The organism is Actinocatenispora rupis, from assembly GCF_016861975.1.
Taxonomy (GTDB): domain Bacteria; phylum Actinomycetota; class Actinomycetes; order Mycobacteriales; family Micromonosporaceae; genus Actinocatenispora; species Actinocatenispora rupis.
In genome coordinates, this window is the sequence record NZ_BOMB01000030.1 from 77,691 (window position 1) to 98,913 (window position 21,223).

General features: G+C 73.7%; 19 protein-coding genes and 1 tRNA gene. 10 read left to right on the forward strand and 10 right to left on the reverse strand.

What is annotated here, in order from left to right; translation table 11 throughout:
* Positions 1 to 61: 61 nt before the first annotated feature.
* Positions 62 to 2,002, reverse strand: coding sequence for a Xaa-Pro dipeptidyl-peptidase (locus Aru02nite_RS25785; RefSeq protein ID WP_203662138.1), 1,941 nt, complete (start codon positions 2,000 to 2,002; stop codon positions 62 to 64).
* Positions 2,003 to 2,360: 358 nt separating this feature from the next.
* Between Aru02nite_RS25785 and Aru02nite_RS25790 the strand changes: the two genes are divergently transcribed.
* The gene (locus Aru02nite_RS25790) at positions 2,361 to 2,711 is read left to right on the forward strand and encodes a DUF3024 domain-containing protein (protein WP_203662139.1); all 351 of its coding nucleotides are present in this window, start codon (positions 2,361 to 2,363) and stop codon (positions 2,709 to 2,711) included.
* Between the two features lie 90 nt (positions 2,712 to 2,801).
* Here the strand turns inward: Aru02nite_RS25790 and Aru02nite_RS25795 are convergent, their stop codons facing one another.
* A complete protein-coding gene (locus Aru02nite_RS25795) occupies positions 2,802 to 4,457 on the reverse strand; it encodes a DUF885 domain-containing protein (RefSeq protein ID WP_203662140.1) in 1,656 nt (551 codons plus the stop codon).
* A 211-nt stretch (positions 4,458 to 4,668) separates the two neighbouring features.
* On the reverse strand, positions 4,669 to 5,799 hold the full coding sequence (locus Aru02nite_RS25800; RefSeq protein WP_203662141.1) for a PHP domain-containing protein: 1,131 nt from the start codon (positions 5,797 to 5,799) through the stop codon (positions 4,669 to 4,671).
* A gap of 41 nt (positions 5,800 to 5,840) precedes the next feature.
* On the opposite strand from Aru02nite_RS25800, the gene mtnA reads away from it, so the two are divergent.
* Complete coding sequence (gene mtnA, locus Aru02nite_RS25805; RefSeq protein ID WP_203662142.1) at positions 5,841 to 6,824, forward strand: S-methyl-5-thioribose-1-phosphate isomerase; 984 nt, start codon at positions 5,841 to 5,843, stop codon at positions 6,822 to 6,824.
* Here mtnA and Aru02nite_RS25810 read toward each other — a convergent pair whose 3' ends face one another.
* Positions 6,825 to 7,793, reverse strand: coding sequence for a prephenate dehydrogenase (locus Aru02nite_RS25810; protein ID WP_239076949.1), 969 nt, complete (start codon positions 7,791 to 7,793; stop codon positions 6,825 to 6,827).
* Between the two features lie 113 nt (positions 7,794 to 7,906).
* Between Aru02nite_RS25810 and Aru02nite_RS25815 the strand changes: the two genes are divergently transcribed.
* The 6 genes from Aru02nite_RS25815 (at position 7,907) to aroA (ending at position 13,047) form a co-directional block, all read left to right on the forward strand.
* A complete protein-coding gene (locus Aru02nite_RS25815) occupies positions 7,907 to 9,067 on the forward strand; it encodes a hypothetical protein (RefSeq protein WP_203662144.1) in 1,161 nt (386 codons plus the stop codon).
* Between the two features lie 73 nt (positions 9,068 to 9,140).
* Complete coding sequence (locus tag Aru02nite_RS36910) at positions 9,141 to 9,758, forward strand: hypothetical protein (protein ID WP_239076950.1); 618 nt, start codon at positions 9,141 to 9,143, stop codon at positions 9,756 to 9,758.
* Between the two features lie 450 nt (positions 9,759 to 10,208).
* Positions 10,209 to 10,379: a hypothetical protein gene (locus Aru02nite_RS25825; RefSeq protein WP_203662172.1), complete on the forward strand. Its 171-nt coding sequence runs from the start codon at positions 10,209 to 10,211 to the stop codon at positions 10,377 to 10,379.
* A gap of 224 nt (positions 10,380 to 10,603) precedes the next feature.
* The gene (locus tag Aru02nite_RS25830) at positions 10,604 to 11,137 is read left to right on the forward strand and encodes a tRNA adenosine deaminase-associated protein (RefSeq protein WP_203662145.1); all 534 of its coding nucleotides are present in this window, start codon (positions 10,604 to 10,606) and stop codon (positions 11,135 to 11,137) included.
* A 29-nt stretch (positions 11,138 to 11,166) separates the two neighbouring features.
* Entirely contained in the window at positions 11,167 to 11,589 is a 423-nt protein-coding gene (locus Aru02nite_RS25835; RefSeq protein ID WP_203662146.1) for a nucleoside deaminase, read from the forward strand.
* A 180-nt stretch (positions 11,590 to 11,769) separates the two neighbouring features.
* The gene (aroA, locus tag Aru02nite_RS25840; protein ID WP_239076951.1) at positions 11,770 to 13,047 is read left to right on the forward strand and encodes a 3-phosphoshikimate 1-carboxyvinyltransferase; all 1,278 of its coding nucleotides are present in this window, start codon (positions 11,770 to 11,772) and stop codon (positions 13,045 to 13,047) included.
* Between the two features lie 10 nt (positions 13,048 to 13,057).
* Here aroA and Aru02nite_RS25845 read toward each other — a convergent pair whose 3' ends face one another.
* Both Aru02nite_RS25845 and deoD read right to left on the reverse strand, forming a co-directional pair.
* Positions 13,058 to 13,453: a DUF4259 domain-containing protein gene (locus Aru02nite_RS25845; RefSeq protein WP_203662147.1), complete on the reverse strand. Its 396-nt coding sequence runs from the start codon at positions 13,451 to 13,453 to the stop codon at positions 13,058 to 13,060.
* Positions 13,454 to 13,573: 120 nt separating this feature from the next.
* Complete coding sequence (gene deoD, locus Aru02nite_RS25850) at positions 13,574 to 14,287, reverse strand: purine-nucleoside phosphorylase (protein ID WP_203662148.1); 714 nt, start codon at positions 14,285 to 14,287, stop codon at positions 13,574 to 13,576.
* Positions 14,288 to 14,386: 99 nt separating this feature from the next.
* Here deoD and Aru02nite_RS25855 point away from each other — a divergent pair.
* Positions 14,387 to 14,473: transfer RNA gene (locus Aru02nite_RS25855), tRNA-Ser, on the forward strand.
* Between the two features lie 294 nt (positions 14,474 to 14,767).
* On the opposite strand, the gene Aru02nite_RS25860 is transcribed toward Aru02nite_RS25855, so the two are convergent.
* From Aru02nite_RS25860 to Aru02nite_RS25875, 4 genes are all read right to left on the reverse strand, one after another.
* Positions 14,768 to 15,865 (reverse strand): pyridoxal phosphate-dependent aminotransferase, encoded by a 1,098-nt coding sequence (locus Aru02nite_RS25860; protein ID WP_203662149.1) that lies wholly within the window; start codon positions 15,863 to 15,865, stop codon positions 14,768 to 14,770.
* A 165-nt stretch (positions 15,866 to 16,030) separates the two neighbouring features.
* Entirely contained in the window at positions 16,031 to 16,267 is a 237-nt protein-coding gene (locus Aru02nite_RS25865) for a DUF2795 domain-containing protein (RefSeq protein WP_203662150.1), read from the reverse strand.
* Between the two features lie 289 nt (positions 16,268 to 16,556).
* Positions 16,557 to 17,741 (reverse strand): S53 family peptidase, encoded by a 1,185-nt coding sequence (locus tag Aru02nite_RS25870; protein WP_203662151.1) that lies wholly within the window; start codon positions 17,739 to 17,741, stop codon positions 16,557 to 16,559.
* A gap of 11 nt (positions 17,742 to 17,752) precedes the next feature.
* Positions 17,753 to 19,714, reverse strand: coding sequence for a molybdopterin-binding protein (locus tag Aru02nite_RS25875; protein ID WP_203662152.1), 1,962 nt, complete (start codon positions 19,712 to 19,714; stop codon positions 17,753 to 17,755).
* Between the two features lie 436 nt (positions 19,715 to 20,150).
* Here Aru02nite_RS25875 and Aru02nite_RS25880 point away from each other — a divergent pair, with 436 nt between their 5' ends.
* Entirely contained in the window at positions 20,151 to 21,191 is a 1,041-nt protein-coding gene (locus tag Aru02nite_RS25880) for an ABC transporter substrate-binding protein (protein ID WP_203662153.1), read from the forward strand.
* Positions 21,192 to 21,223 lie beyond the last annotated feature (32 nt).

The following is a 21,223-nucleotide window of genomic DNA, read 5'->3' on the forward strand; positions in this document are numbered from 1 at the left end:
TCCGGCCGGCCGCCCCCGCCAGCTACCGGAGGCGGCCCGTGACCGGAGTCTCAGGCGCAGCTCAGGGAGTCAGCCGCTCCGCCCGTCGCGGCGCCGTCGTGGCCGGGTGCGCGGTGACCCGCGGCGCGGACGTCGGCGTACCGAAGTGGGCCGGTCCGGCGACCGGGAGGTCCAGCCGGCTGTGCGGCAGGTCGACGGTGACCGACGCGCCGGTGGTGACCGGGCTGGTGTTCTCCTCGTCGGACAGGCTCAGCACCAGGCCGAGATGGTGCCCGGCGGCGAGCAGCTGGTCCTGCGGCTGGAGCCGGATCGTCACCATGTACCACCGGCCGGCGACGATCGGCGTACGGCTGGTGAGGCCGCCGTGGTGCGCCGCCGACGTCCACCCGCGCGACAGTACGCCGTAGTCGGAGTCGGCCACGGTCTCCCGGGTGTCCAGGTAGCAGGCGCTGTCCGCGTCGGTCGACCCGCCCCAGCAGGACCGGGTCGTGCGGTTCTCCACGCCCTCGACGTTCGAGTACTGCGCGGTGTCGCGGGTCGCCCTGCCGTAGTCCACGAGCTTCGCGGTCAGTTCGGTGTCGTCCTTGTCCGCCCGGAACCGCAGGGTCACGGTCGGCGTACCGGACAGGTGGACGGTGCCCGGCAGCGCGGCGGACAGGAACGCGGTCCGGTCGGTCCGCGCCGTGTTGGGGTCGCCGACCGCCTGTGCCTCGGTCAGATCGGTGTTGTCGCGCATCGTCACGGTCGTGCCGGCCGCGGTGTGCCCGGTGCCGAGGGTGCCGGCACCGCCGGACGCCGGGCCGAGCGACAGCGGCAGCGCGTGCGCACCCGGCGCCGGATAGTCCGCCTGGCCGACGAACTGGCCCGGCGCCCGCTCCACGGTCACCCGCGGGCCCTTCATCACGCCGTTGTCCAGGCCCTGCAACCAGTGGTCGAACCAGTGGTGCAGCAGCGTCACCCACGCCGACCGGTCGATGTCGAACGGGTCGGTGTGCCCCTCCTGGTGCAACCACAACTTCCGCGGTACGCCGTGCGCCGCGAGCGTGTCCCACCAGCGCGCGACGTTGCGGGGAAACACGTTCTGGTCGTTCAGCCCGTGTACGGCGAGCACGCTCGCGCGCACCTTGGACGCGTCCGGTACGTAGTCACGGGCCCGCCAGAACGCGTTGTAGTCGCCCGTCGCGTCGTCGCCCGCGGTGTTCATCGCGTCCTGCAGCGGCGCGCAGGTGCCCGCCGGGCGCCCGTCGACCGCGCCGGCCAGCCACCCCGGGTACCCGTCGGCGCGCGGCACGCCGTCCAGCCGCATGTAGTCGTACCAGCTGGAGATGCCGGAGACGGGGACGATCGTGGCGAGGCCGCGCACGCCGGTCGCCGCGACGCCGTTGGCGATCGTGCCGTCCCACGACTTGCCGATCATGCCGACGGTGCCGGTGGTCCAGTCCGCGACCGCGGGGCTGCCGTCGAGATGGTGCGCGGTGGCCCGTCCGTTCAGCCAGTCGATGACCGCCTTCGCGCCACCGACCTCCTCGGCCGCGCCGACGTCGCCGCAGCCGGTCGAACGGCTCGTGCCGGACAGGTCGACCCCGACGAACGCGTATCCGCGGGGCACGAAGTAGTTGTCGTAGTAGAGCGGCATCGACGTGATCGTGCCGCTCGCGTCGTACTTCTTGACCTGGGACTCGTTGCCGCGGCCGCAACACGAGTAGTACGGCGAGGCTTCCATGATCACGGGGATCCGGACGGCCGCGCGGGGCCGGACGATGTCCACGGTGACGGTGTCCGGTTTCCCGTCGCCGTCGTTGTCGAGCCTGGTGTCGACGCGCACGCTCTCCCGTACGGCGTCCGCGTACGAGTACGTCGGGACGGTCTCGGTGCCGTGCACGAACGGGCGGGCCGGCGCGGCGGTCACCGGTCCGGCGACGCCCGCGACCAGCGCGAGTGCCGCGAGCAGTGTCAGGACGGCCGATCCGAATCGGCGGGAACGACGGTTTTCCACGGACATCTCCCCTCGGCGGCGCGCTCACACGCTATCGGCCGTACGGCCGCGCTCCAAGTACCCGCGGGGTGGCCTGTGGACAACGCTGGGTGCCTGTGGATGGAGCGGTACGTGTGGACGACGCTTCCTGGGGATCTGCAGGACCTTGCCGAGACTTGCCGGGACTTGCCCGGACTTGTGGACAGAGGCTGGGGACAACCCTGTGGAAAACGTGCCCGGGGTTGTGGACGACTGTGGACGGGGCCGGTATCGCTGTGGATAACCACGCCCTCTGCGGGCCGTACCACCCGAACCATGGCCGGCGCACCGCCGCGGAACGTAACGTGCAAGGGAATCGCCGCGCGGCCCCTGGGGAGGTGGCGTGTTGTCCGCCGTTCCGGAACTGCACCTACGGCAGATCGCCCGCTGGTGCGACCGGCACATCCCGTCCGGCCTGCGCAACCAGGTGCGCCTGGAGTACCGGGTGCGGGGTCGGGCCATCACCATCGTCGAGTGCCGGCCACCGTTCCTCGCCGAACTGGGGCCGGACTGGACGGAGACCCGCGTCGCGCAACTCCGCTACAGTCCGCCACCGCCGACCGGCGGCCAGTGGACCCTGCACTGGTCGGACAGCAACAACCGCTGGCACCCGCTGGCGGACGTACCGCCGGCGTCCGGGCCCGGCCCGCTGCTGTCCACCATCGAGGCCAACCCGCACGGCGTCTTCTGGGGCTGACCCGGCCGTACGACGGCGATCCGGCGCGCCGGCCCCGGCAGCCCGCGGTACGCCCGGCGCGCGGAACCGAACGCCGGGCGTACCGGAGGGTCAGAGGCGGGCGAGGGCGGCGCGGAGCGGGTCCAGGCCGATGGAGCCGAGGTCGAGCGCGGCCCGGTGGAACTCGCGCAGGTCGAAGTCGGCGCCCTTGCGGCGCTTCGCGTCGTCCCGGGCGGCGAGCCAGATCCGCTCACCCACCTTGTACGAGGGGGCCTGGCCCGGCCACCCCAGGTACCGGAGCAGCTCGTACCGGAGGAACTCCTCCTCCATGCGGCAGTGCGCGCGCAGGAACTCCCAGCCGAGTTCGGGTGTCCACACCTCGCCCTCGTGGAAGCCGGTGCCGCGCGGGATCGGGAGTTCGAGGTGCATGCCGATGTCGATGATGACCCGCGTCGCCCGGAACGACTGCGCGTCGAGCATGCCCAGCCGGGCGCCCGGATCGGACAGGTAGCCGAGGTCGTCCATCAGCCGCTCGGCGTACAGCGCCCAGCCCTCGCCGGAGCCGGACACCCAGCACAGCAGGCGCTGCCACCGGTTCAACAGCTCCTTGCGGTACACGGTCTGGCCGACCTGGAGGTGGTGGCCGGGCGCGCCCTCGTGGTACACGGTGGTGACCTCGCGCCAGGTCGCGAACTCCTCGATGCCCGCCGGCACCGCCCACCACATGCGGCCGGGCCGGGACCAGTCCTCGGTCGGCGGGGTGTAGTAGATGCCGCCCTCGGTGGTCGGCGCGATGCACGCCTCGATCCGGCGTACCGGCTCGGGAATGTCGAAGTGGGTGCCGGCCAGCTCGGCGATCGTCTCGTCGGCGAGCCGCTGCATCCAGTCCCGGAACGCCTCCTTGCCGGCGATCCGCCGCTTCGGGTCGGCGTCCAGCGCGGCGACCGCGTCGTCCACGGACCCGCCCGGCACGATCATCCCCGCCGTACGGCGCATGTCGGCCTCGATGCGCGCCAGCTCCTGCCAGCCCCACTCGTACGTCTCGGCGAGGTCGACGGTGGCGCCCAGGAAGTACCGCGAGGCGCGGCGGTAGCGGTCGAGGCCGGCGGCGTCCTTCACGGGCGCGTGCGGCAGCAACTCGTCCGTGACGTACCGCCCGAACGCGTCGACCGCGTCCCGCGCACCGGCCGCCGCCGCCGACAACTCGGTACGCAACGAGTCGGGTACGCCGTCGATGCGGGCGACCAGGCCGCCGAAGAAGTCGTCCCGACCGGTCCAGTCGCGGAAGCCGTCGACGCACGCCGTCAGCTGGCGGCGGGCCGCGACCCGGCCGGTGGCGGCGTCCGCGGACAGCGTCGCGCGCAGCTGGTCCAGCGCGGCGGGCAGCCCGGCCAGCCGCGCGGCCACGTTGCGGCCGGCCTCCTCGCCGGACAGCGGCATCAGGTCGAACACCTGCCGCAACCCGTGGACGGGGCTCGCGATGACGTTCATCTCGCGGTCCTCGCCCGCCTCGTACAGCTCGACGTCGAGGCTCAACCGCTCCACCATCGCGTCGCGGGCAGCCCGTTCCCGGTCGTCGGTCGGGTCGGCGGTGGCGAGCTCGGCGAGAGTACGGCGGTTCAGGTCGGCGCGCGCCGCGTACCCGTCCGAGGACAGGTCGGTGACCTCGTCGTCGTGCCCGGCCACACCGGCCGTGGTGGCACCCATCGGGTCCAGGCCGGCCCAGTCGTCCACGTACCGGTCGGCGATCTCGTCAATTGGTCTCACGACTCAAGGACAGTACGCGAAACGCCGGGCTCCGCACCGCCTGTTATGACCTTCTGTTATGGCCGTACGCCCGCGCGGCCGGAATCCGGTATCGCCGGCCGCGCCCGGACCGTCCCCGGTCGGGTGGTCCGCCGGCGCGTTCGGCCGCAACCGCACGGCGTTCCCGCGACGGTGCGGCGCGCTCCCGTGACGGCAGGGTGGCGGGCCGCGGTCAGGTACGGCGGGCGGTCCAGGCGAGCAGCCGGTCCACCGGCCAGGTGTTGACGACGCGGTCCGGGTCGATGCCGCAGGCCGCCGCGCGGGCGCACCCGTACGGGAGCCAGTCGAGCTGTCCCGGCGCGTGCGCGTCGCTGTCGACCGAGAACAGGCAGCCGGCCTCGATCGCCAGGCGCAGCAACCGTTTCGGCGGGTCGAGCCGGTCCGGCCGGCAGTTCACCTCGACGGCGACCTCGGCCTCGGCGCACGCGGCGAACACCCGCGCCGCGTCGAACTCGCTCTCCGGCCGCGACCCCGATCGCCGCCGCCGGCCGGAGCCACCCTGCGCGCCGCTTCCCTTGGTACCACTGCGTTTCGCGCCCGTCGAGTCGTCGTCCGCGGTGTCGGTGGGCCTGGCGGCGAGCCGGCGCCCGGTGCAGTGGCCGAGGATGTCCATCTGGCCGGTACGGATCGCGGTCAGCATCCGTTCGGTCATCACGGGTCCGGCCGAACGGAGTCCACTGTGGACACTGGCGACCACGACGTCCAGCTCGGCCAGCAGTTCGGGTTCCTGGTCGAGGGTACCGTCCGCGTTGATGTCCACCTCGATCCCGGCCAGCAGCCGGAACGGCGCCACATCCGTTGCCAGCGAACGGATCTGGCGTACCTGCCGGCGCAGTCGCTCGGGTGACAGCCCGTTCGCGACGGTGAGCCGGGGCGAGTGGTCCGTGACCGCCAGGTACTCGTGGCCCAGGTCGATCGCCGCCGAGGCCATCTCGGTCAGCGGCGAGCCGCCGTCGGACGCGTCGGTGTGGCTGTGCAGGTCGCCCTTCAGCTTGTGCCGCAACGTGTCGCCGTCCTCGTCGACCGAGCGGCCGGCGGTGGAGAGCAGGCGCCGCAGGTACACCGGCTCCTCGCCGCGCAGGGACTCCTCGACGCAGCGGGCGGTGACCGTGCCGACGCCGGGCAGGTCGGTCAACCCGCCGTTCTCCGTACGCCGGGCCAGGTCGGCCGGGTCCGCCTCGGCGACCGCCGCCGCGGCCCGCCGGAACGCGCGCACCCGGTACGTCGCCTCGTTCGCCTTCTCCAGCAGGAACGCGATGCGCCGCAGATCGGCGACGGGATCGCGCGGGGTACCGGCAGCCATGGACCGATCGTAGGTGCCTCCGCCGCCGGTACGGTGTGGGTATGCGCACGATCGACTGGGTCGACGCCCCCGACGGCGGTCCCGCGGTGGAGATCATCGACCAGACCGCCCTGCCCGCGCGTACTGTCCTGCTGCGCCTGCGTACGGTGCCCGAGCTGGTCGACGCGATCGTACGGCTGGCGGTGCGGGGTGCGCCGGCGCTCGGCGTGGCGGGGGCGATGGGCGTGGCGCTCGCGGCGGCGTCCCGCGGTACCACGTCCGGCCTGGACGCCGAGGTCGCGGCGGTGCGCGACGCCCGCCCCACCGCGGTGAACCTGGCGCGCGGCGTCGACCGGGCCGCGGCCGCGCTGGACGACGGTGTCGACGCGGTGGTCGCCGTGGCGCTCGCCGTACGCGACGAGGAGATCGCCAGCTCGGCCGCGATGGCCGCGTCCGGCGCGGATCTGGTCACCACGCTGGCCGGGCCGGCGCCGCGGATCCTGACGCACTGCAACACCGGCGGGCTGGCGACCGTCACCGGCGGTACCGCGCTGGGTGTGGTCGCGGAGCTGCACCGGCGCGGCGCGCTCGCCGGTGTCGTCGCCTCCGAGACCCGGCCGCTGCTCCAGGGCGCGCGCCTGACCGCCTGGGAACTCGGCGAGCTGGGCGTGCCGTACCGGGTGGCGGTGGACTCGGCGGGGCCGTTCCTGATGGCGCGCGGCGAGATCGACGTGGTGATCGTCGGCGCGGACCGGATCTGCGCGAACGGCGACGTCGTCAACAAGGTCGGCACGTACGCGCACGCGCTCGGTGCGGCGCGCGCCGGCGTGCCGTTCGTCGTGGTGGCGCCGGAGTCCACTGTGGACCCGGAGACCGCGACGGGCGCCGACGTACCGATCGAGGACCGGGCCGGCGACGAGGTGCTGTCCGTTGCGGGACAACGGATCGCGCCCGGCGCGGCCGGTGCGGTGAACCCGGCGTTCGACGTCACGCCGCACGATCTGGTGACCGCGATCGTCACCGACCGCCGCGTCCTCCGCCCCTGACTACTCCGTACCGGCGGCGGGTTCGGTGCCGGTGAGGTGTGGCGCGGGCTCCGCCGTGACGGCGGTGAGCCAGCCGCCGGCGGCGCCGAGCGCGAGCAGCGCCTCCCGCGTCGCCGGGACCGTACGCGACCCGGCGGGGGTCGGCGGCCACGTCGTGCGGCTGGCGTACCCGGGGGTGAACCACTCGGCGAGTGCGGGGCGCGGATCCGCACCGTCCAATGTGGACCGTGCGGCGGTGAGCCGGTCGGCGAACGCGTCCAGCGCGGGCCGCAGCGCGCCGGCGTTCGCGGCGCAGATGTCCGCCCACAGCTCCGGCGAACTCCCGGCCACCCGGGTACCGTCCGCGAACGACCCGGCCCCGAGCGTACGGGAGAGCGGGTCGGCGGCGGTGGCGGCGAGCGCCGACGCGGCCAGGTGGGTGAGGTGACTGACCCGGGCGACGGCGGCGTCGTGCCGGTCGGCCGTGGTCGGGACGACCCGCGAGCCGAGCGCGGTGACGAGTGCGGCGACGGTGAGCCAGTCGGCGAGGTCGGTGCCCGCTTCGAGGCACAGCACCCACGTACGGTCCGCGAACAGGGCCGGATCCGACGCCGCGAAGCCGGACCGTTCGGTGCCGGCCATCGGATGCCCGCCCACGAACCGCACCGGGTACCGGCGGGCGGCGTCGAGTACCGGGGACTTGACGGAGCACACGTCGGTGACGAGGGCCGGCAGGTCGGCGAGCCCGGCGAGGACGCCGTCGATCGCGTGCGGCGGGACGGCGAGGACGACGAGGTCGGCGTCCCGCGCCGCGGCCCCGGCGCTCTCGTGTACTCGCCAAGCGTGCCCGCCGGCGGTGGTCGCGAGCGCGCGCGTGCCGGGATCGCTGTCGTACGCGTGGAGGGTGAGGTCGGGGCGGTCGGCGAGGGCGCGCAGCAGCGAGCCGCCGATGAGTCCCAGCCCGATGACTGTCACGGTCCGCAGCGTCACGCCGAACACCCTGGCACAGCGGCGGGGCGGCGTGACGCAGGGGGCCGGATGAGGCAGGGTGGCAATCGGTAGCCTCATCACTACTTTTTGCGATATTCCGGGGGGACTGGGCGATGACAGTTCGCAGGGGCCGGCTCGCCGTACTGGCGGCCGCGGCCGGGACCGTCCTCGCAGGGGCGCTGACCGGCGTCGGAAACGCCGCCACCGCAACGGTTTCCGCCGTACCGCGGGCCGGCGTGGGCTTCGACGCCACCGTCCGCGCCGTGGCGTACTCGGGGAACACGATCTACATCGGCGGTGACTTCGGTACCGCCGTGAACGGCACCACCCGCACCGCGCGCGGGTACGTCGCGGCCGTCGACGCGGACACCGGCGCCGTCACCGGCTGGGCGCCCGACGTCGACGGGCCGGTCACCGCGCTCGCCGTCGCCGGCGGCAGCGTGTACCTGGGCGGGCAGTTCACGCACGTCGGCGGCGCCGCGCACCGGCACATCGCCAAGGTCTCCGCGACCAGCGGAGCGGTCGACAACGGCTTCGCGCACACCGTCGCCAGCCCGCCGATGTCGCTCGCCACCGGGGCCGGCCGGCTGTACGTGGTCGGCGCGTTCGCCAGCGTCGACGGCCAGCCGCGGTCCCGCGCCGCCGCGTTCTCGCTGAGCAGCGGCGCGCTCGACAGCGGCTTCGCGCCCACCCCCGACGACACCGTCCGCAGCGTCGCGGTCGCCGGCGACCGGGTGTACCTCGGCGGCAGCTTCCACCAGGTCGACGGTTCCGCCGACCACCAGCGCCTCGCCGCGGTCAGCGCCACCACCGGCGCGCTCGTGCCCGGTTTCGCCGCCACCGTCCCGTACGCCGTGCACGACGTCACCGTCTCCGGCACCACCGTGTACGCCGCGCTCGCCGGCCCCGGCGGCCGGATCGTCTCGTACGCCCCGGGCGGGTCGGCGTCGTGGTCGCTCACCACCGACGGCGACGTGTACGACCTGGCCGTCCTCGGCGGTGCGGTGTACGCCGCCGGCCACTTCGACGACGCGTGCACCACGTCCCGCGTCGCCGACGCACACGGGACGTGCCTGGACGGCAAGGTACGACGGCAGAAGCTGCTCGCCGCCGACACGTCCGGCCGGTTGCTGCCCTGGGCGCCGCAGGCCAACGGGGTCGTCGGCGTGATCGTGCTGGCGGCCAGCCAGAGCCGGCACGCGATCGCCGTCGGCGGCACCTTCACCACCTTCGGTACGAACACCGCACGCGCCCGGTTCGCCCAGTTCGGCTGAGCGCGCGCGGGTGCTCCACCCGGCGGGCCGGGCTGCCCGGCGCGGGTACGCTTCCGCGAAGGAGGTGGACGGCGTGGTCGAGCGCAGCGAGGCAGGCCCGGCGACCGGTGGCTGGGTGCCGCCGGACGCCGCGACCCCGCCGGCCCGCCCGGCCCCGCCACCGGGTCCGCCCGGATACCCGCCGCCCGGTGTGGCCGTCCCCGGCCCGCCCGTCAGCCCCGGAATGCCAGGTGGGCCGCACCCGCTGCCGCCGACCGCGGTGCCCGTCGGCGCGGGCTGGCCCGGCGGCCCACCGCTCCCGCCCGTACCGCCGGGTCGACCGGTGCCGGCCGGCGGCGCCTGGCCGAACCCGGGCGTACCGTGGCCGCGCGTCGGCTGGGGTGCGCCGATCGGTCCCGCCCGCCCGGTCTACCGCGAACCGCACCCGATCCGTACCGGCGCGGTCTGGGCCGGCATCGGCGCGACCGTCGTGTGGTTCGGCATGACCGCGGCGATCAGCTGGTCCGCCCGGGCGTACTCCTGGGTCACGATCGTGGCGGCGGCCCTGGCTCTGCTCGCCGCGCTGACCCTGGCCAGGTTCGGCGACCGCGGTGTCGCCGTCGGCATCGCCGGTACGGCCGGGGTCGGGCTCGGCATCGCCGGCATCATCGTCGTCGCCAACGCGATCGCCGGTTCCTGGCTGCTCTGGTAGCCCCGTTTCCGCAGCTCCGCGGCATGATCGCCAGCCCGCCCCCGCCGGTCGTGCTACCCCGGACAGGGGTGTCGCCCGTCGCGTTCCTGTAGCGATCCGTACGCGGACCGCGAATCTTCCACGGGTGCCCGGGTCGGCGGTGCGCCCGGTCGGTGCGGCGGCCCGGTGGGTCGGCCATTCCGGTCCGGTACGACTCCCGCGGGATTAACGTGGATTCGTACCCCTTGTTCGTCCCCGGCCGTGGCCTGCGCCGCGGTCGGCGTCGTCGGCGTGCCTTCGGAGGTGGCGGTGAGCGGGCAGGGGAACAGCGGAACCGTACGGCGTCGTGGCCTGACGGATGGTGCCGGAACGGTGGCGACCGGTCGCGTTCCACGTACCCGGCGTGTGGGGTCGGTGGCAAAACCGGACCCGGACTTGACGTCCCCGTCGGCGGTTGGGCACATTCGCGGAATGCCCCCCATGAAGTTGCAGCGGCTCGACCCTGAGCGGCGGCGGCGACGCCTGCAACTGCTCGCCGAACTCTCCGATGCCAAGGCGCTGCGCGACCGGGTCCAGCCCCGCCGGGCCCAGGTCGACCGGCTCCGGGACCTCATCGCCACCCGTCGCCGGCTGTTCACCTGAGCCGTTCGCCGCGACATCCGCCCACTGCGCCGACAACCGGCGCCGGGTTTCGGTCTACGATCTCGCTTGCGGGCCTCTCCTGCCGCCGTGACCTGTCGTACAAGATGGGGTCGGGTGCGGGCAGGGCAGCCGGTCCGTGCACACAATTCTCCGTGAGAGACGCTTCGGCCCGGCCACCCCGCCGGGCGGGCATGATCGCCACCTCAACATGACCCGGGGGGACCGTGTCGTACTTCGCTGCCGCTGTGGCCCGAGGGCCTAAGGGCTGGGCCGTCGCGGAGTTGGATCTGGGCAGACCGTCCGAGCTGTCGGACGTCGAGGAAGCCGCCGAGCTGCTCCGCGACTTCGACACCGAGGCCGAGGTGTCGCTGCTGTTCGTCGAGGTCGACGACGAGTACCTGGCGATCCTCCGCCTCGACGAGGGCGAGGACCTGCGGGTGTTCGGCTCGGACGCGGCGTTCGTCGACGAGTCGCCGCTCGGCGCGGCGCTGCTCGGCGACGAGGACCGGCCCGAGCAGGTCGACCTGCCCGACGACGACTACGAATCGGACGACTACGACGCCGACGCCGAGCCGGCGGCGCCCGCCAACGGCGACGACGCCGAGCCGGTCGGCGACCCCGAGCTGCTCGCCGACCTCGGCGTACCGGGGAAGCGGCTGCTCGCGCTGTGCGCCGGCGAGGGCCTGATGCCCAGCGACGTCACCGCCGAGATCTGCGCCGTACTCGGCTGCGCGGACGACGTCGAGGAGCTGCGCTGAGCCTGCCGCCGTCCTCGTACGCCGGGCTGATGCGGCGGGCGCTGGAGGTGGCGGCCGACGCGCCGGCCGGTGACGTACCGATCGGTGCGGTCGTGTACGACGCGGCCGGGGTCGAACTCGCCGCCGCCGCCAACGAGCGCGAGGCGACCGGCGACCCCACCGCCCACGCCGAGGTACTCGCGCTGCGTCGCGCCGCCGCGCGCGTCGGCGAGTGGCGGCTGACCGGCTGCACCCTCGTGGTGACGCTCGAACCGTGCACGATGTGCGCCGGCGCGCTGGTCCTCGCCCGAGTCGACACGCTCGTGTTCGGCGCCTGGGATCCGAAGGCCGGCGCGGTCGGCTCGCTGTGGGATGTCGTCCGCGACCGCCGTCTCAACCACCGCCCCGACGTCTACCCGGACGTACTCGCGGACGAGTGCGGCGCGCTCCTTCGCGGCTTCTTCGGCCGCTGACCCGCGACCGGGGCGGCGACGTCGACGGTGTCCGCCACGGGGCGGCGTCCGGAGGGTGGGCGCGGGGGCACCCGTCGGTGTCCGGGCCGGTGCGTTGCGGCAGCATGGTGGCATGACCGATGCTCCGCGCCGCCGGTCGGCGGGCGTCCCGGTGCCGACCGCCACTGATCGGCCGCGCCCGTGACCGACCACGACGTACGGCCGATCGAGCCGCTGACCGCCGCGCCCGACGCCGAGGTGACCATCCCCGGTTCGAAGAGCGTGACGAACCGGGCGCTGCTGTGCGCGGCGCTCGCCGACGGCACCAGTACGCTGCGCGGCGCGCTGTTCGCCGACGACACCGCCGCGATGGTCGGCGTACTGCGCGGGCTGGGTGTCGAGGTCGAGACGGACGAGTCGGCGGCCCGGATGGTCGTCCGCGGGGCCGGGCGCGCGATCGGCGCCGAGCCGACCACCGTCGACGCCCGGAAGTCCGGCGCGACCTCGCGGTTCGTCCTGCCGGCGGCGGCGCTGACGAGGACGCCGGTGGTGGTCGACGGTGCCGCGCAGCTGCGGGCCCGACCGTTCGGGCCGCTGCTCGACGCGATGGCCGAGCTGGGCGCGACGGTACGGCCGCTCGCCGAGCCCGGGTACCTGCCGGTCGAGGTGGCGGGGCCGATCCGGGGCGGCGAGGTGACCATCCCGGGCCACCTGTCCAGCCAGTTCCTGTCCGGGCTGATGCTCGCCGCGCCGCTGCTCCCCGACGGCCTCACCGTACGGGTGAGCACGCCGCTGGTGTCCGTGCCGTACGTGCGGATGACGGCGCGGGTGATGGCCGCGTTCGGTGCCGCCGGGGCGGACGTGAGCGAGAAGCGCGTGATCGTACCGGCCGGCGCGTACCGGGGTGTCGAGTACGCGGTGGAGCCGGACGCCAGCGCCGCCTCGTACTTCTTCGCCGCCGCGGCGATCACCGGCGGCCGCGTCACCGTGCCCGGCCTCGGACCGGACGCGTTGCAGGGCGACGTCGCGTTCGTCGACGTACTCGCGAAGATGGGGGCCGCCGTCGACCGCGGCCGGGACAGCGTCACCGTGCGCGGCACCGGCACGCTGCACGGCGTCGACGTCGACATGGCCGACATCTCCGACACCGCGCAGACGCTCGCGGCCGTCGCCGTACACGCCGACTCGCCGACCCGGGTCCGCGGCATCGGCTTCATCCGCCGCAAGGAGACCGACCGCATCGGCGCCGTCGTCACCGAACTCCGCCGCGCCGGCATCGACGCCACCGAGGACCCCGACGGCTTCACCATCCACCCGGGAGTACCGCGGGCCACCACGTTCCAGACGTACGACGATCACCGGATGGCGATGAGCCTCGCACTCCTCGGCCTGCGTACGCCCGGCATCGGTATCGCGGACCCCGGCTGCGTCGCCAAGACCTTCCCCACGTACTTCGAGGTCCTCGACTCGCTCCGCTGACCGCCGCGGGTCAGGTGAGGTCGGCGTGGATGCGGGCGACCGCGCTCAACGCGTCGGGGAGCTGGTCGGCCTCCTCCCACAGCTCGCGCCACTCCGAGTCGGCGCCGAGCACCCGGTCGACCGCGGCCCGCGCCAGCGCCACCAGCTCGGGCGTCGCCGCCGGCAGGTCCGCCGCCGGCACCCGCCGCCCGTACGCCGTGAGGTCGGTGCCGGTGCGCGCGGCGGACACCACCGCCGCGGCGGCCAGCGCGCGCTGACCCTCGTCGACCTCCACGTACCCCTCGCAGGGCAGGGCGAAAGCGGACCGCAGCACCTCCGCCCGGTCCTCCGGCCCGGCGCCCAGCAACTCGGCGTGCAGATCGCCCGCGCCGTCGTTGTCGAAGACCCCGGTGTCCCAGGCACCCATCCCGCCGGACCTCCCTCGCCCTCCCGCCGACACCCCGATCATCCCCCCGGGGTACGACGTTTCCGCGTACCGGCGGCCGGTGCCGCGGTGTCGTGCGCCGCGGCACCGGACCCACCGGGCTCAGGCGTCGGCGGTGACCGTGTCCAGCGCCACCTCGACCATCTGCGAGAACGTACGCTCGCGGTCCTCCGCCGGCAGCGCCTCGCCGCGCGTGATGTGGTCCGACACCGTCAACAGCGCGAGCGCCCGCGCATCGAACTTCGCCGCCAGCGTGTACAGCGCCGCCGCCTCCATCTCCACCGCGAGCACCCCGTACCCGGCGAGGCGGTCCGGCAGGTCCGGCCGGTCGGTGTAGAACACGTCCGCGGACAGCACCTGGCCGACCTTCACGTCGATGCCGCGCGCCGCCGCCGCGTCCACCGAGCCGCGCAGCAGCCCGAAGTCCGCCACCGGCGCGTAGTCGATCACGCCGTCGAACCGCTGCCGGTTGATCGCCGAATCCGTACTCGCGCCGATCGCCGCGATCACGTCCCGCAACTGCAACGACTCCGCCAGCGCGCCACAGCTCCCGACCCGTACCAGAGTCTTCGCGCCGTAGTCGTTGATCAGCTCGTGCGTGTAGATCGAGATCGACGGAACGCCCATGCCGGACCCCTGCACCGACACCGGCACACCCCGGTACGTCCCGGTGAAGCCGAACATGTTGCGCACCGTCGAGTAGCACTTCGCGTCGTCGAGGAACGTCTCGGCGATCCACTTGGCCCGCAGCGGGTCACCGGGCATCAGCACCCGCTCCGCGATCTGGCCCGGCTCCGCCCCGATATGCGTACTCATGGTCACTCCCAAGGGTCTGCGTTGACCCGTCGATCCTCCCAGCGCCCCACCGGCGAACCGGTTGGAGGGTCGCCCAAAGCATCCGGTACAGTCCTTCGCGGTGGTGTGTCCGAGCGGCCTAAGGAGCACGCCTCGAAAGCGTGTGAGGGTTCACGCCCTCCGTGGGTTCAAATCCCACCACCACCGCCGACGGGCCGGCGTGTGCTTGCGGAGAACGCAAGCGCGCGTCGGCCTTTGTGCTGTCCGGGGGCGCGGCCCCCGTGCCCCGCGCCGGCGGGGCTTCGCCCCCCGGCACCCCCGCCACCGGCCCGCGCCACCCGCGTCTGTGACCGGGCCACCCGCGTCTTTGACGGGCCACCCGTGTCTTTGACCGCGCCACCCGTGTCTTTGACCGGGCCACCCGTGTGTTGACCGCCCCTCCGACCGCGCCGCAACCGGACGCGTGACACGACGATCCCGACCGCTGCGCCGATCGCGTACTCAGGAGGTGGCGGTGGTGAGGGCTTTGGAGAGGCGGGCCAGGGCTTCGGTGAAGTCGTCCGGGGGGAGGTGACCGAAGCCGAGGCGGAAGACGCGGTCCTCGTCGCCGAACCAGGAGCCGGGGGCGACGCGGGTGTCGAGCGCGGCGAGCTGGACGTGGAAGTCGGCGACGTCGACCTCGGGGGCGAGGCGCAGGCAGCAGAGGGCGCCACCGTCCGGGCGTACGAGGTCGACGGGGTGGTCGGCGACCCAGGCGGTGAGTTCGGCGAGAGTACGGGCGAGGTGGGCGGCGCGCGGGGCGAGGATGGCGCGCTGCTGCCGGAGTACGCCGAGGGCGAGGTGCTCGTCGATGCCGGAGCAGGCGATGGTGCGGAGGAACTTCGCGTTGCGGAGCCGTTCGTACAGGTCGGGGTCGGTGGTGGTGAGCCAGCCGACGCGCAGGCCGGGCGCGCCGTGCGCCTTGGACAGCGACGAGCAGGTGACGACGCGCGGCGAGCGGGCCGCGGCGGACGGCGGCACCGGCGCGGGCCCGTACGTCGCGGCGCGGTAGGTCTCGTCGACGAGTACGACGGCGTCCGGCGCGGCACGTTCGGCGACGACGGCGAGCAGCTCGGCGAGCTCCGCGTCGGTGTAGCGGACGCCGGCCGGGTTCTGCGGGGAGGCGAGCGACACCAGGCGGGTCGCCGTGGTCAGCCGCTCGGCGACCGCCCCGACCGGCAGCCGGTACCCGTCGGCGAAGCGCGACGGCACCACGTCGACCGGCGACCCCAACCCCTTCGGCACCGTACGCGCGGGCGGGAAGCACGGCCCGACCACCACGACCCGGCCCGGTGCACGGTCCTGCGCCAGCAGGAACATCGCGCCGGCCGCCCCGACCGTGACCAGCACCTGATCCGGGAGTACGCCGGCGTCGGCGGCGATCGCCGCGCGCAGCTCGGCGTCACCGGGCGACGTGCCGTAGTCGAGGGACAGCCCGGCGAGGCTGACCGGGTCGACGACCTCGCCGAGCCGGAGCGGCGGGGACGTGCTCTCGGCCAGGTCGTACCGGACGGGCGCGTCGATGAGGCTCGACATCGAGCTGGCCGGAAATCGGGTCATTCTCCGATGTTCGGGCATTGCCCGGCTGCCTGCCAAGAGCCAATCACCGACCGCTGGCCCGGGCCTACACCACCCCGCCCCACCTCACCCGGGGTCCGGTGCGACCCGCGGCCACCGTCACCCGGAGCCGGCGCCACCGCGGGGCCGACGCCACCCGTACCAGGGTCAGAGGCCGATGGGGGTGTCGGGGAGGTCGGTCCACAGCTGGCGCAGCTCGGCGTACTGCCGGTCGGGCAGGGTGTCGAGGAGGGCGAGCAGCGCGGGACGGGCGTCGGCGGTACGCGCGGCGGTGCGCAGCGCCTCGCGGCTGGCCGGTCCGGCGGCGAACGCGGACTCGACGTGGTCGGCGATCTCGATCCGGGTCACGGCGCGGACGGTGTCGACGGTGAGGGCGGGCGTCATCGATTCTCCCAGTGCGACAAGGGATTCCGGCCGACGTCGGCATCCGGTCGGCCCGGTGTGTCGCCGGGTTCAACGATGTACCAACGGTTTCGACGCGCGGGCGTCACCCGGTCGGGTCGCCGGGGCGCGCGGTCCGCGCTGCGCGCAACCGATCCGGGTACCGGATGCGGCAGGGCCCCGGGGCCGGCGCGGCACCGGACCCGGGGCCCTGCCCAGGGGAGTCGGGTACCGGCAGGCCGGTGTCCCGACGGGGGAGCCGGGGCCCGGTGGTGCCGGGCCCCGACGTCCGTCACTGGAACGGCGTGATGCCGTTCGGGGTGCCGAGGCCGGTGGGCGCGTCGTACCCCTTGAGGCCGGTGCAGAGGTAGTCACCGCCGCAGTAGCCGTTGGAGCCGCCGACGGCGTCGAAGAACGCCTTCGGCTCGCCGTACAGCTTCTTGGGGGTGACGGTCTTCGCGTGGCCGGCGAGGGCGATGACACCCGCGACGTACGGCGAGGAGGCGCTGGTGCCGCCGACGACGAGCCACCCCGCGTCCGCGCCCAGGCCGTACGTGTCGTAGACGGCGACGCCGGTGTCCGGGTCGGCGACGGCGGACACGTCGGCCGTGGTACGCATCCCGCAGTTCTTGTCCTTCTGCCAGGCCGGCTTGTCGACGTACGCGGAGCAGCCGCTGCCGGCGCCCTCCCACGCGGACTCCTTCCAGCCGCGCGCGTTCTTCGCCTTGGCGAGCGTGGTGCCGCCGACCGCGATCGTGCCGGGCAGTACGGCCGGGAACGACGCGGCGGTGAAGCCGTCGTCGCCCGACGACGCCAGGATCGGTACGCCGGGGTGCGTGTAGTGCTTGGCGTAGTCCGACATGCCGTTGAACTCGTCGGTGCCGTAGCTGTTGGACACGACGGTGGCGCCGAGCTTGACGGCGGTGTCGACGGCCGCGCCGAGCGCCTCCAGGCTGGCGTCGTCGCCCTGGACGAGCAGGAGCTTGCAGGACGGGCAGGCGGCGGACGCCATCTGCAGGTCGAGCGCCGTCTCGACGCCCCAACCCGGGTCGCCCTCGGGCAGCGGCGACGTCCTGCCCTGCTGGTTGACGACGCGCAGGCAGCCGGACTTCACCGTGCACGCCGGCAGCCCGTACTGCTTGCGGTAGGCGGCGAGGTCCTTCTCCGCCGTCGGGTACCCGTACGCGTCGACGATCGCGACGGTGCCGGTCCCGCCCTTCGCCGGCAGCTTGTACGCCGAGCGCAGGTCGGCCGGGCCGAACCCGTCCGGCGCGGCGTTCGGCGACACCGCCAGCCGGTGCGCCCCACCACCCGTCCGGTACTCGGCGAGGCAGCGCGCCTCGCCGGGGAAGCTGATGCGGCAGGCGGCGCGCGTGCTCGTACCGGGGGCGGCGGCCGCCGGCATGGTACCGGCGACGCCGACGGCCAGCGCCACGACGGCGCCCGCCACGAGCGCGCCGCGTACGGACCTTCTCATCGGGTTCCTCCTCACTGGGCCGCCACCGTCACCGCGGCGTGCACGATCTGGGTGACCGTGGCGTGGGTCGAGTCGGTCGCGGTGACCTTGAGGGTCACCGTGTGGCCGGCGGCCGACGCCGGGTTGTCCCACCCGGCGGAGTACCGCCCTCCACCCAGGTCTTGCACGGAAGCCTTCGTCCAGTTCTTGCCGTCGTCGTACGAGACGGCCACGGTCGCGCCCTCGATCGGCGTACGCGGGTTGCCTGCGGCGTGCGTCACGGTCAGCACCAGCGAACTGGCACCCACCGGTACGCGGCCGTCGAGCGTCTGGTCCACCGCGTACCGCGGGAGGAGAAGGTTGACGGGCGAGCACTTCGCGGTGGTGCCGTCGGCGCAGACGAACCGGCCCGGCACCCCGGCCGTACCGGAGTGCGTGGAGCTGAACGTCCACTCGGTGTGCGAGGTGGTCGACTGCGCGGTCCACGGCGCGCGCCGGGTCTGGTCGTACGCGATGCGGTAGCTGGACCGGGCCGCCGGTACGGGGAAGTCGCCGCCCACCACGTCCTTCTCGTCGGCGAGCTTCGCGCTGCCCCGGTACAGCACGAAGTGCGAGCTGGAGACCGTACCGTCGCCGGGCGGGTCGAGGTAGCCGGAGTGGTCGGCGGTCGAGTCGGTGACCGGGGCGAGCCCGATGGACATCGTGTCGCTCTGCCGGCAGGCGCCGCAGTAGTAGTCGCCGACGCCGGTGTCACCGGGGATGCCGGGCGCGAGCGGGCCGCGCATCCAGTCGATGCGGGCCTGCTGGCCGGGGGAGAAGGTGCGCACCCCGGAGTCCATCTCGCCGTAGAAGTCGCCCTCGGCGAACCGGGCCACGACCATCGACGAGTACGTCAGGTCGGGGTCGTCGGCGCTGAGGTAGACGGTGCGCCGCTCCGGCTGCGGCTGCTCGACACCGGCGCGGAACACCAGGAACTCCCACGGCAGCGCGGAGAACCAGACGCTCTGCCCGGTGCGGGGCTTGTCCGCGTAGTACCGGGTGTCGATGGTGGCGACGCTGTCCTCGGTCACCGCGTACCGCTGGTTGGTGCCGACCGCGCGGTCCGTCGCGAACTCCGCCTCGTACTGGTACGGCTCGGCGGTGCCCTTCGGCGACGTGAGCGTGGCGTGCACGTCCCAGTGCTGGACGCCCGGCCCGCTGGGGCTGGACGACACGTGGACGGGGTGCGACGCGTCGGTGGAGACGCCGGAGCTGAGGCCTGCGTCGTCGCTGGACCCGCGGGCCCAGGTCAGGTCGACGGCCTGGGTGTCGGCCGGCTTCGGCGTACCGATGCTCAGCTCGCTGGTGGCCTTGCGCATGTCGACGGTGCTGGTCACCGCCTTGCCGCTCACCGTGAACCGGCCGAACGAGATCCATTCGCCGGTGACGCTGGTGCCCGCCGCGTCGTACGTCGCGTGGTAGGCCATCAGCGCGTAGTGCCCGTCGGGGACGCTGATGCGCGCCTGGCCGTTCACCGCCTCCGGGAAGTTCGCGTACTTCCGCGAGTCGTCGACGTTCACCACGGCCAGGCCGGCGTCGTCGGCCGGCTTGCCCTGCGCGTCCAGCACCGTGATCGTGGCCGTACGCATCGGGAAGTTCGGGTGCACGCCGCCCGGGTTCACCCCCGTACGGCCGGCGGCGAGCGCGGTCACGTCGAACTGCGCGAGGCTCATTCCCTTGCCCAGCTTGGCAAGCGCCGTACCGGGCAGCACGTACGTGTCCTTGCCGAGGTGCTCGGTCAGGAACGTCTGGTGCGTACGCGTGGCCGGGGTGGCACCGCGGACCCGGCCGCTGGCGTCCCGGGTGACGAGGAGCTTGTCCCCGGTGGGCAGGGTGACCCGGGTGGTGTGGCCGGTGTTGAGAGTCGGTCGCGGTGGGGTCGCGGTGGCCGCGGCCGGCAGTGCCGCGGCGGTGATGCCCGCGGCGCCGACGACCGCGACCGATGCGGCGACCATGCGCCGGACCGTGCCCGGCGCCCCCCGATGCCGGGTCGCCGCCCGGCTCTTGTCTGGTTGCATGTGCCATCCCCGTATCCAGAGCGGACGAGCCGCTGTCCGAAGGGTCGACCGCACGATAGAACCCGGTGAAAACCTTGTGGGACAACGGATTCCGGCTGCGGACACACCTCCGGCCGCCCTCACCGTTCGACCGGTCGTGAGGGCGGACTCCCCAGGTCCCTCAGACAGGTAGACGCGCAAAGGCGCAGGAAGGTTGATCATCGTGCCAAGTTTCCTGCCGAAACGTGTTCTGCAACACAGTCGAGCGCGGCGACCGCGGTCGATTCGGCCGGTACGTCCGGGCCCGCGCTCCCCACCATCCGGTACGGCGGTTGACGGTGCCGCCGCTCTCGCGCATTCTCTATAAAACCGATCGACTACTGAGGGAAGTCGGATGACTCGTCGCCGCCGCCTGCTCGCGCTCGCCGTACCGCTGCTGCTCGGCCCGGCGCTCGCGGGCTGTTCGGGAGGCTCCGCCGACGCCGGCCCGACCAAGCTCCGCCTCGGCTACTTCCCGAACGTCACACACGCCGTACCGCTGGTCGGGCTCGGGAAGGGCATCTTCGCCACGTCGCTCGGCAAGACCGCGACGGTCAGCGGCACCTCGTTCAACGCCGGCCCGGACGCCGTCACCGCGCTGCTGTCCGGCGCCATCGACGCCGCGTACGTCGGGCCCAACCCCACCGTGAACGCGTGGGCGCAGAGCCACGGCAGCGCCGTACAGGTGATCGCGGGTGCGGCGTCCGGCGGTGCGTCGCTCGTGGTCAGGCCCGGCATCAGGGACTGGGCCGGCCTCAAGGGGAAGAGCATCGCCACCCCGCAGCTCGGCAACACCCAGGACGTCTCCGCGCGGTACTTCCTGAAGAAGCACGGGCTGTCCACCACCAAGCAGGGCGGCGGCGACGTACACGTCAAGCCGCAGTCCAACGGTGACGCGGTCACCGCGTACAAGTCGGGGGCGATCGACGGCGCGTGGCTGCCCGAGCCGTACGCGAGCCAGATCGTCAACGCCGGCGGGCACGTGCTCGTCGACGAGCGTTCGCTGTGGCCCGGCGGCCGCTTCGTCGTCACCGATCTGGTGGTACGCAAGGACTTCGCGAAGGCGCACCCGGACGTGGTGAAGAAGCTGCTGGCCGGTCAGGTCGCGGCGAACGACTACATCCGCGCGCACCCGGCCGAGGCACAGCAGGTCGTCTCCGACCAGATCGGCAAGGTCTCCGGCAAGCCGCTCAAGCTCGACCTCGTCAAGCAGGCGTGGCCGAAGCTGGAGTTCACCAACGATCCGCTCGCCGACACGCTCGTCGCCGGCGCGAAGCACGCCGAGGACGTCGGGCTGCTCAAGTCCGTCGACCTCACCGGGATCTACGACCTGGGCCCGCTCAACGCCGTACTCAAGGCGAAGGGCGAGAAGCCCGTCTCCGCGGGTACGACGTGACCACCCGGGCGGACGGCACGGTACGGGAGGAC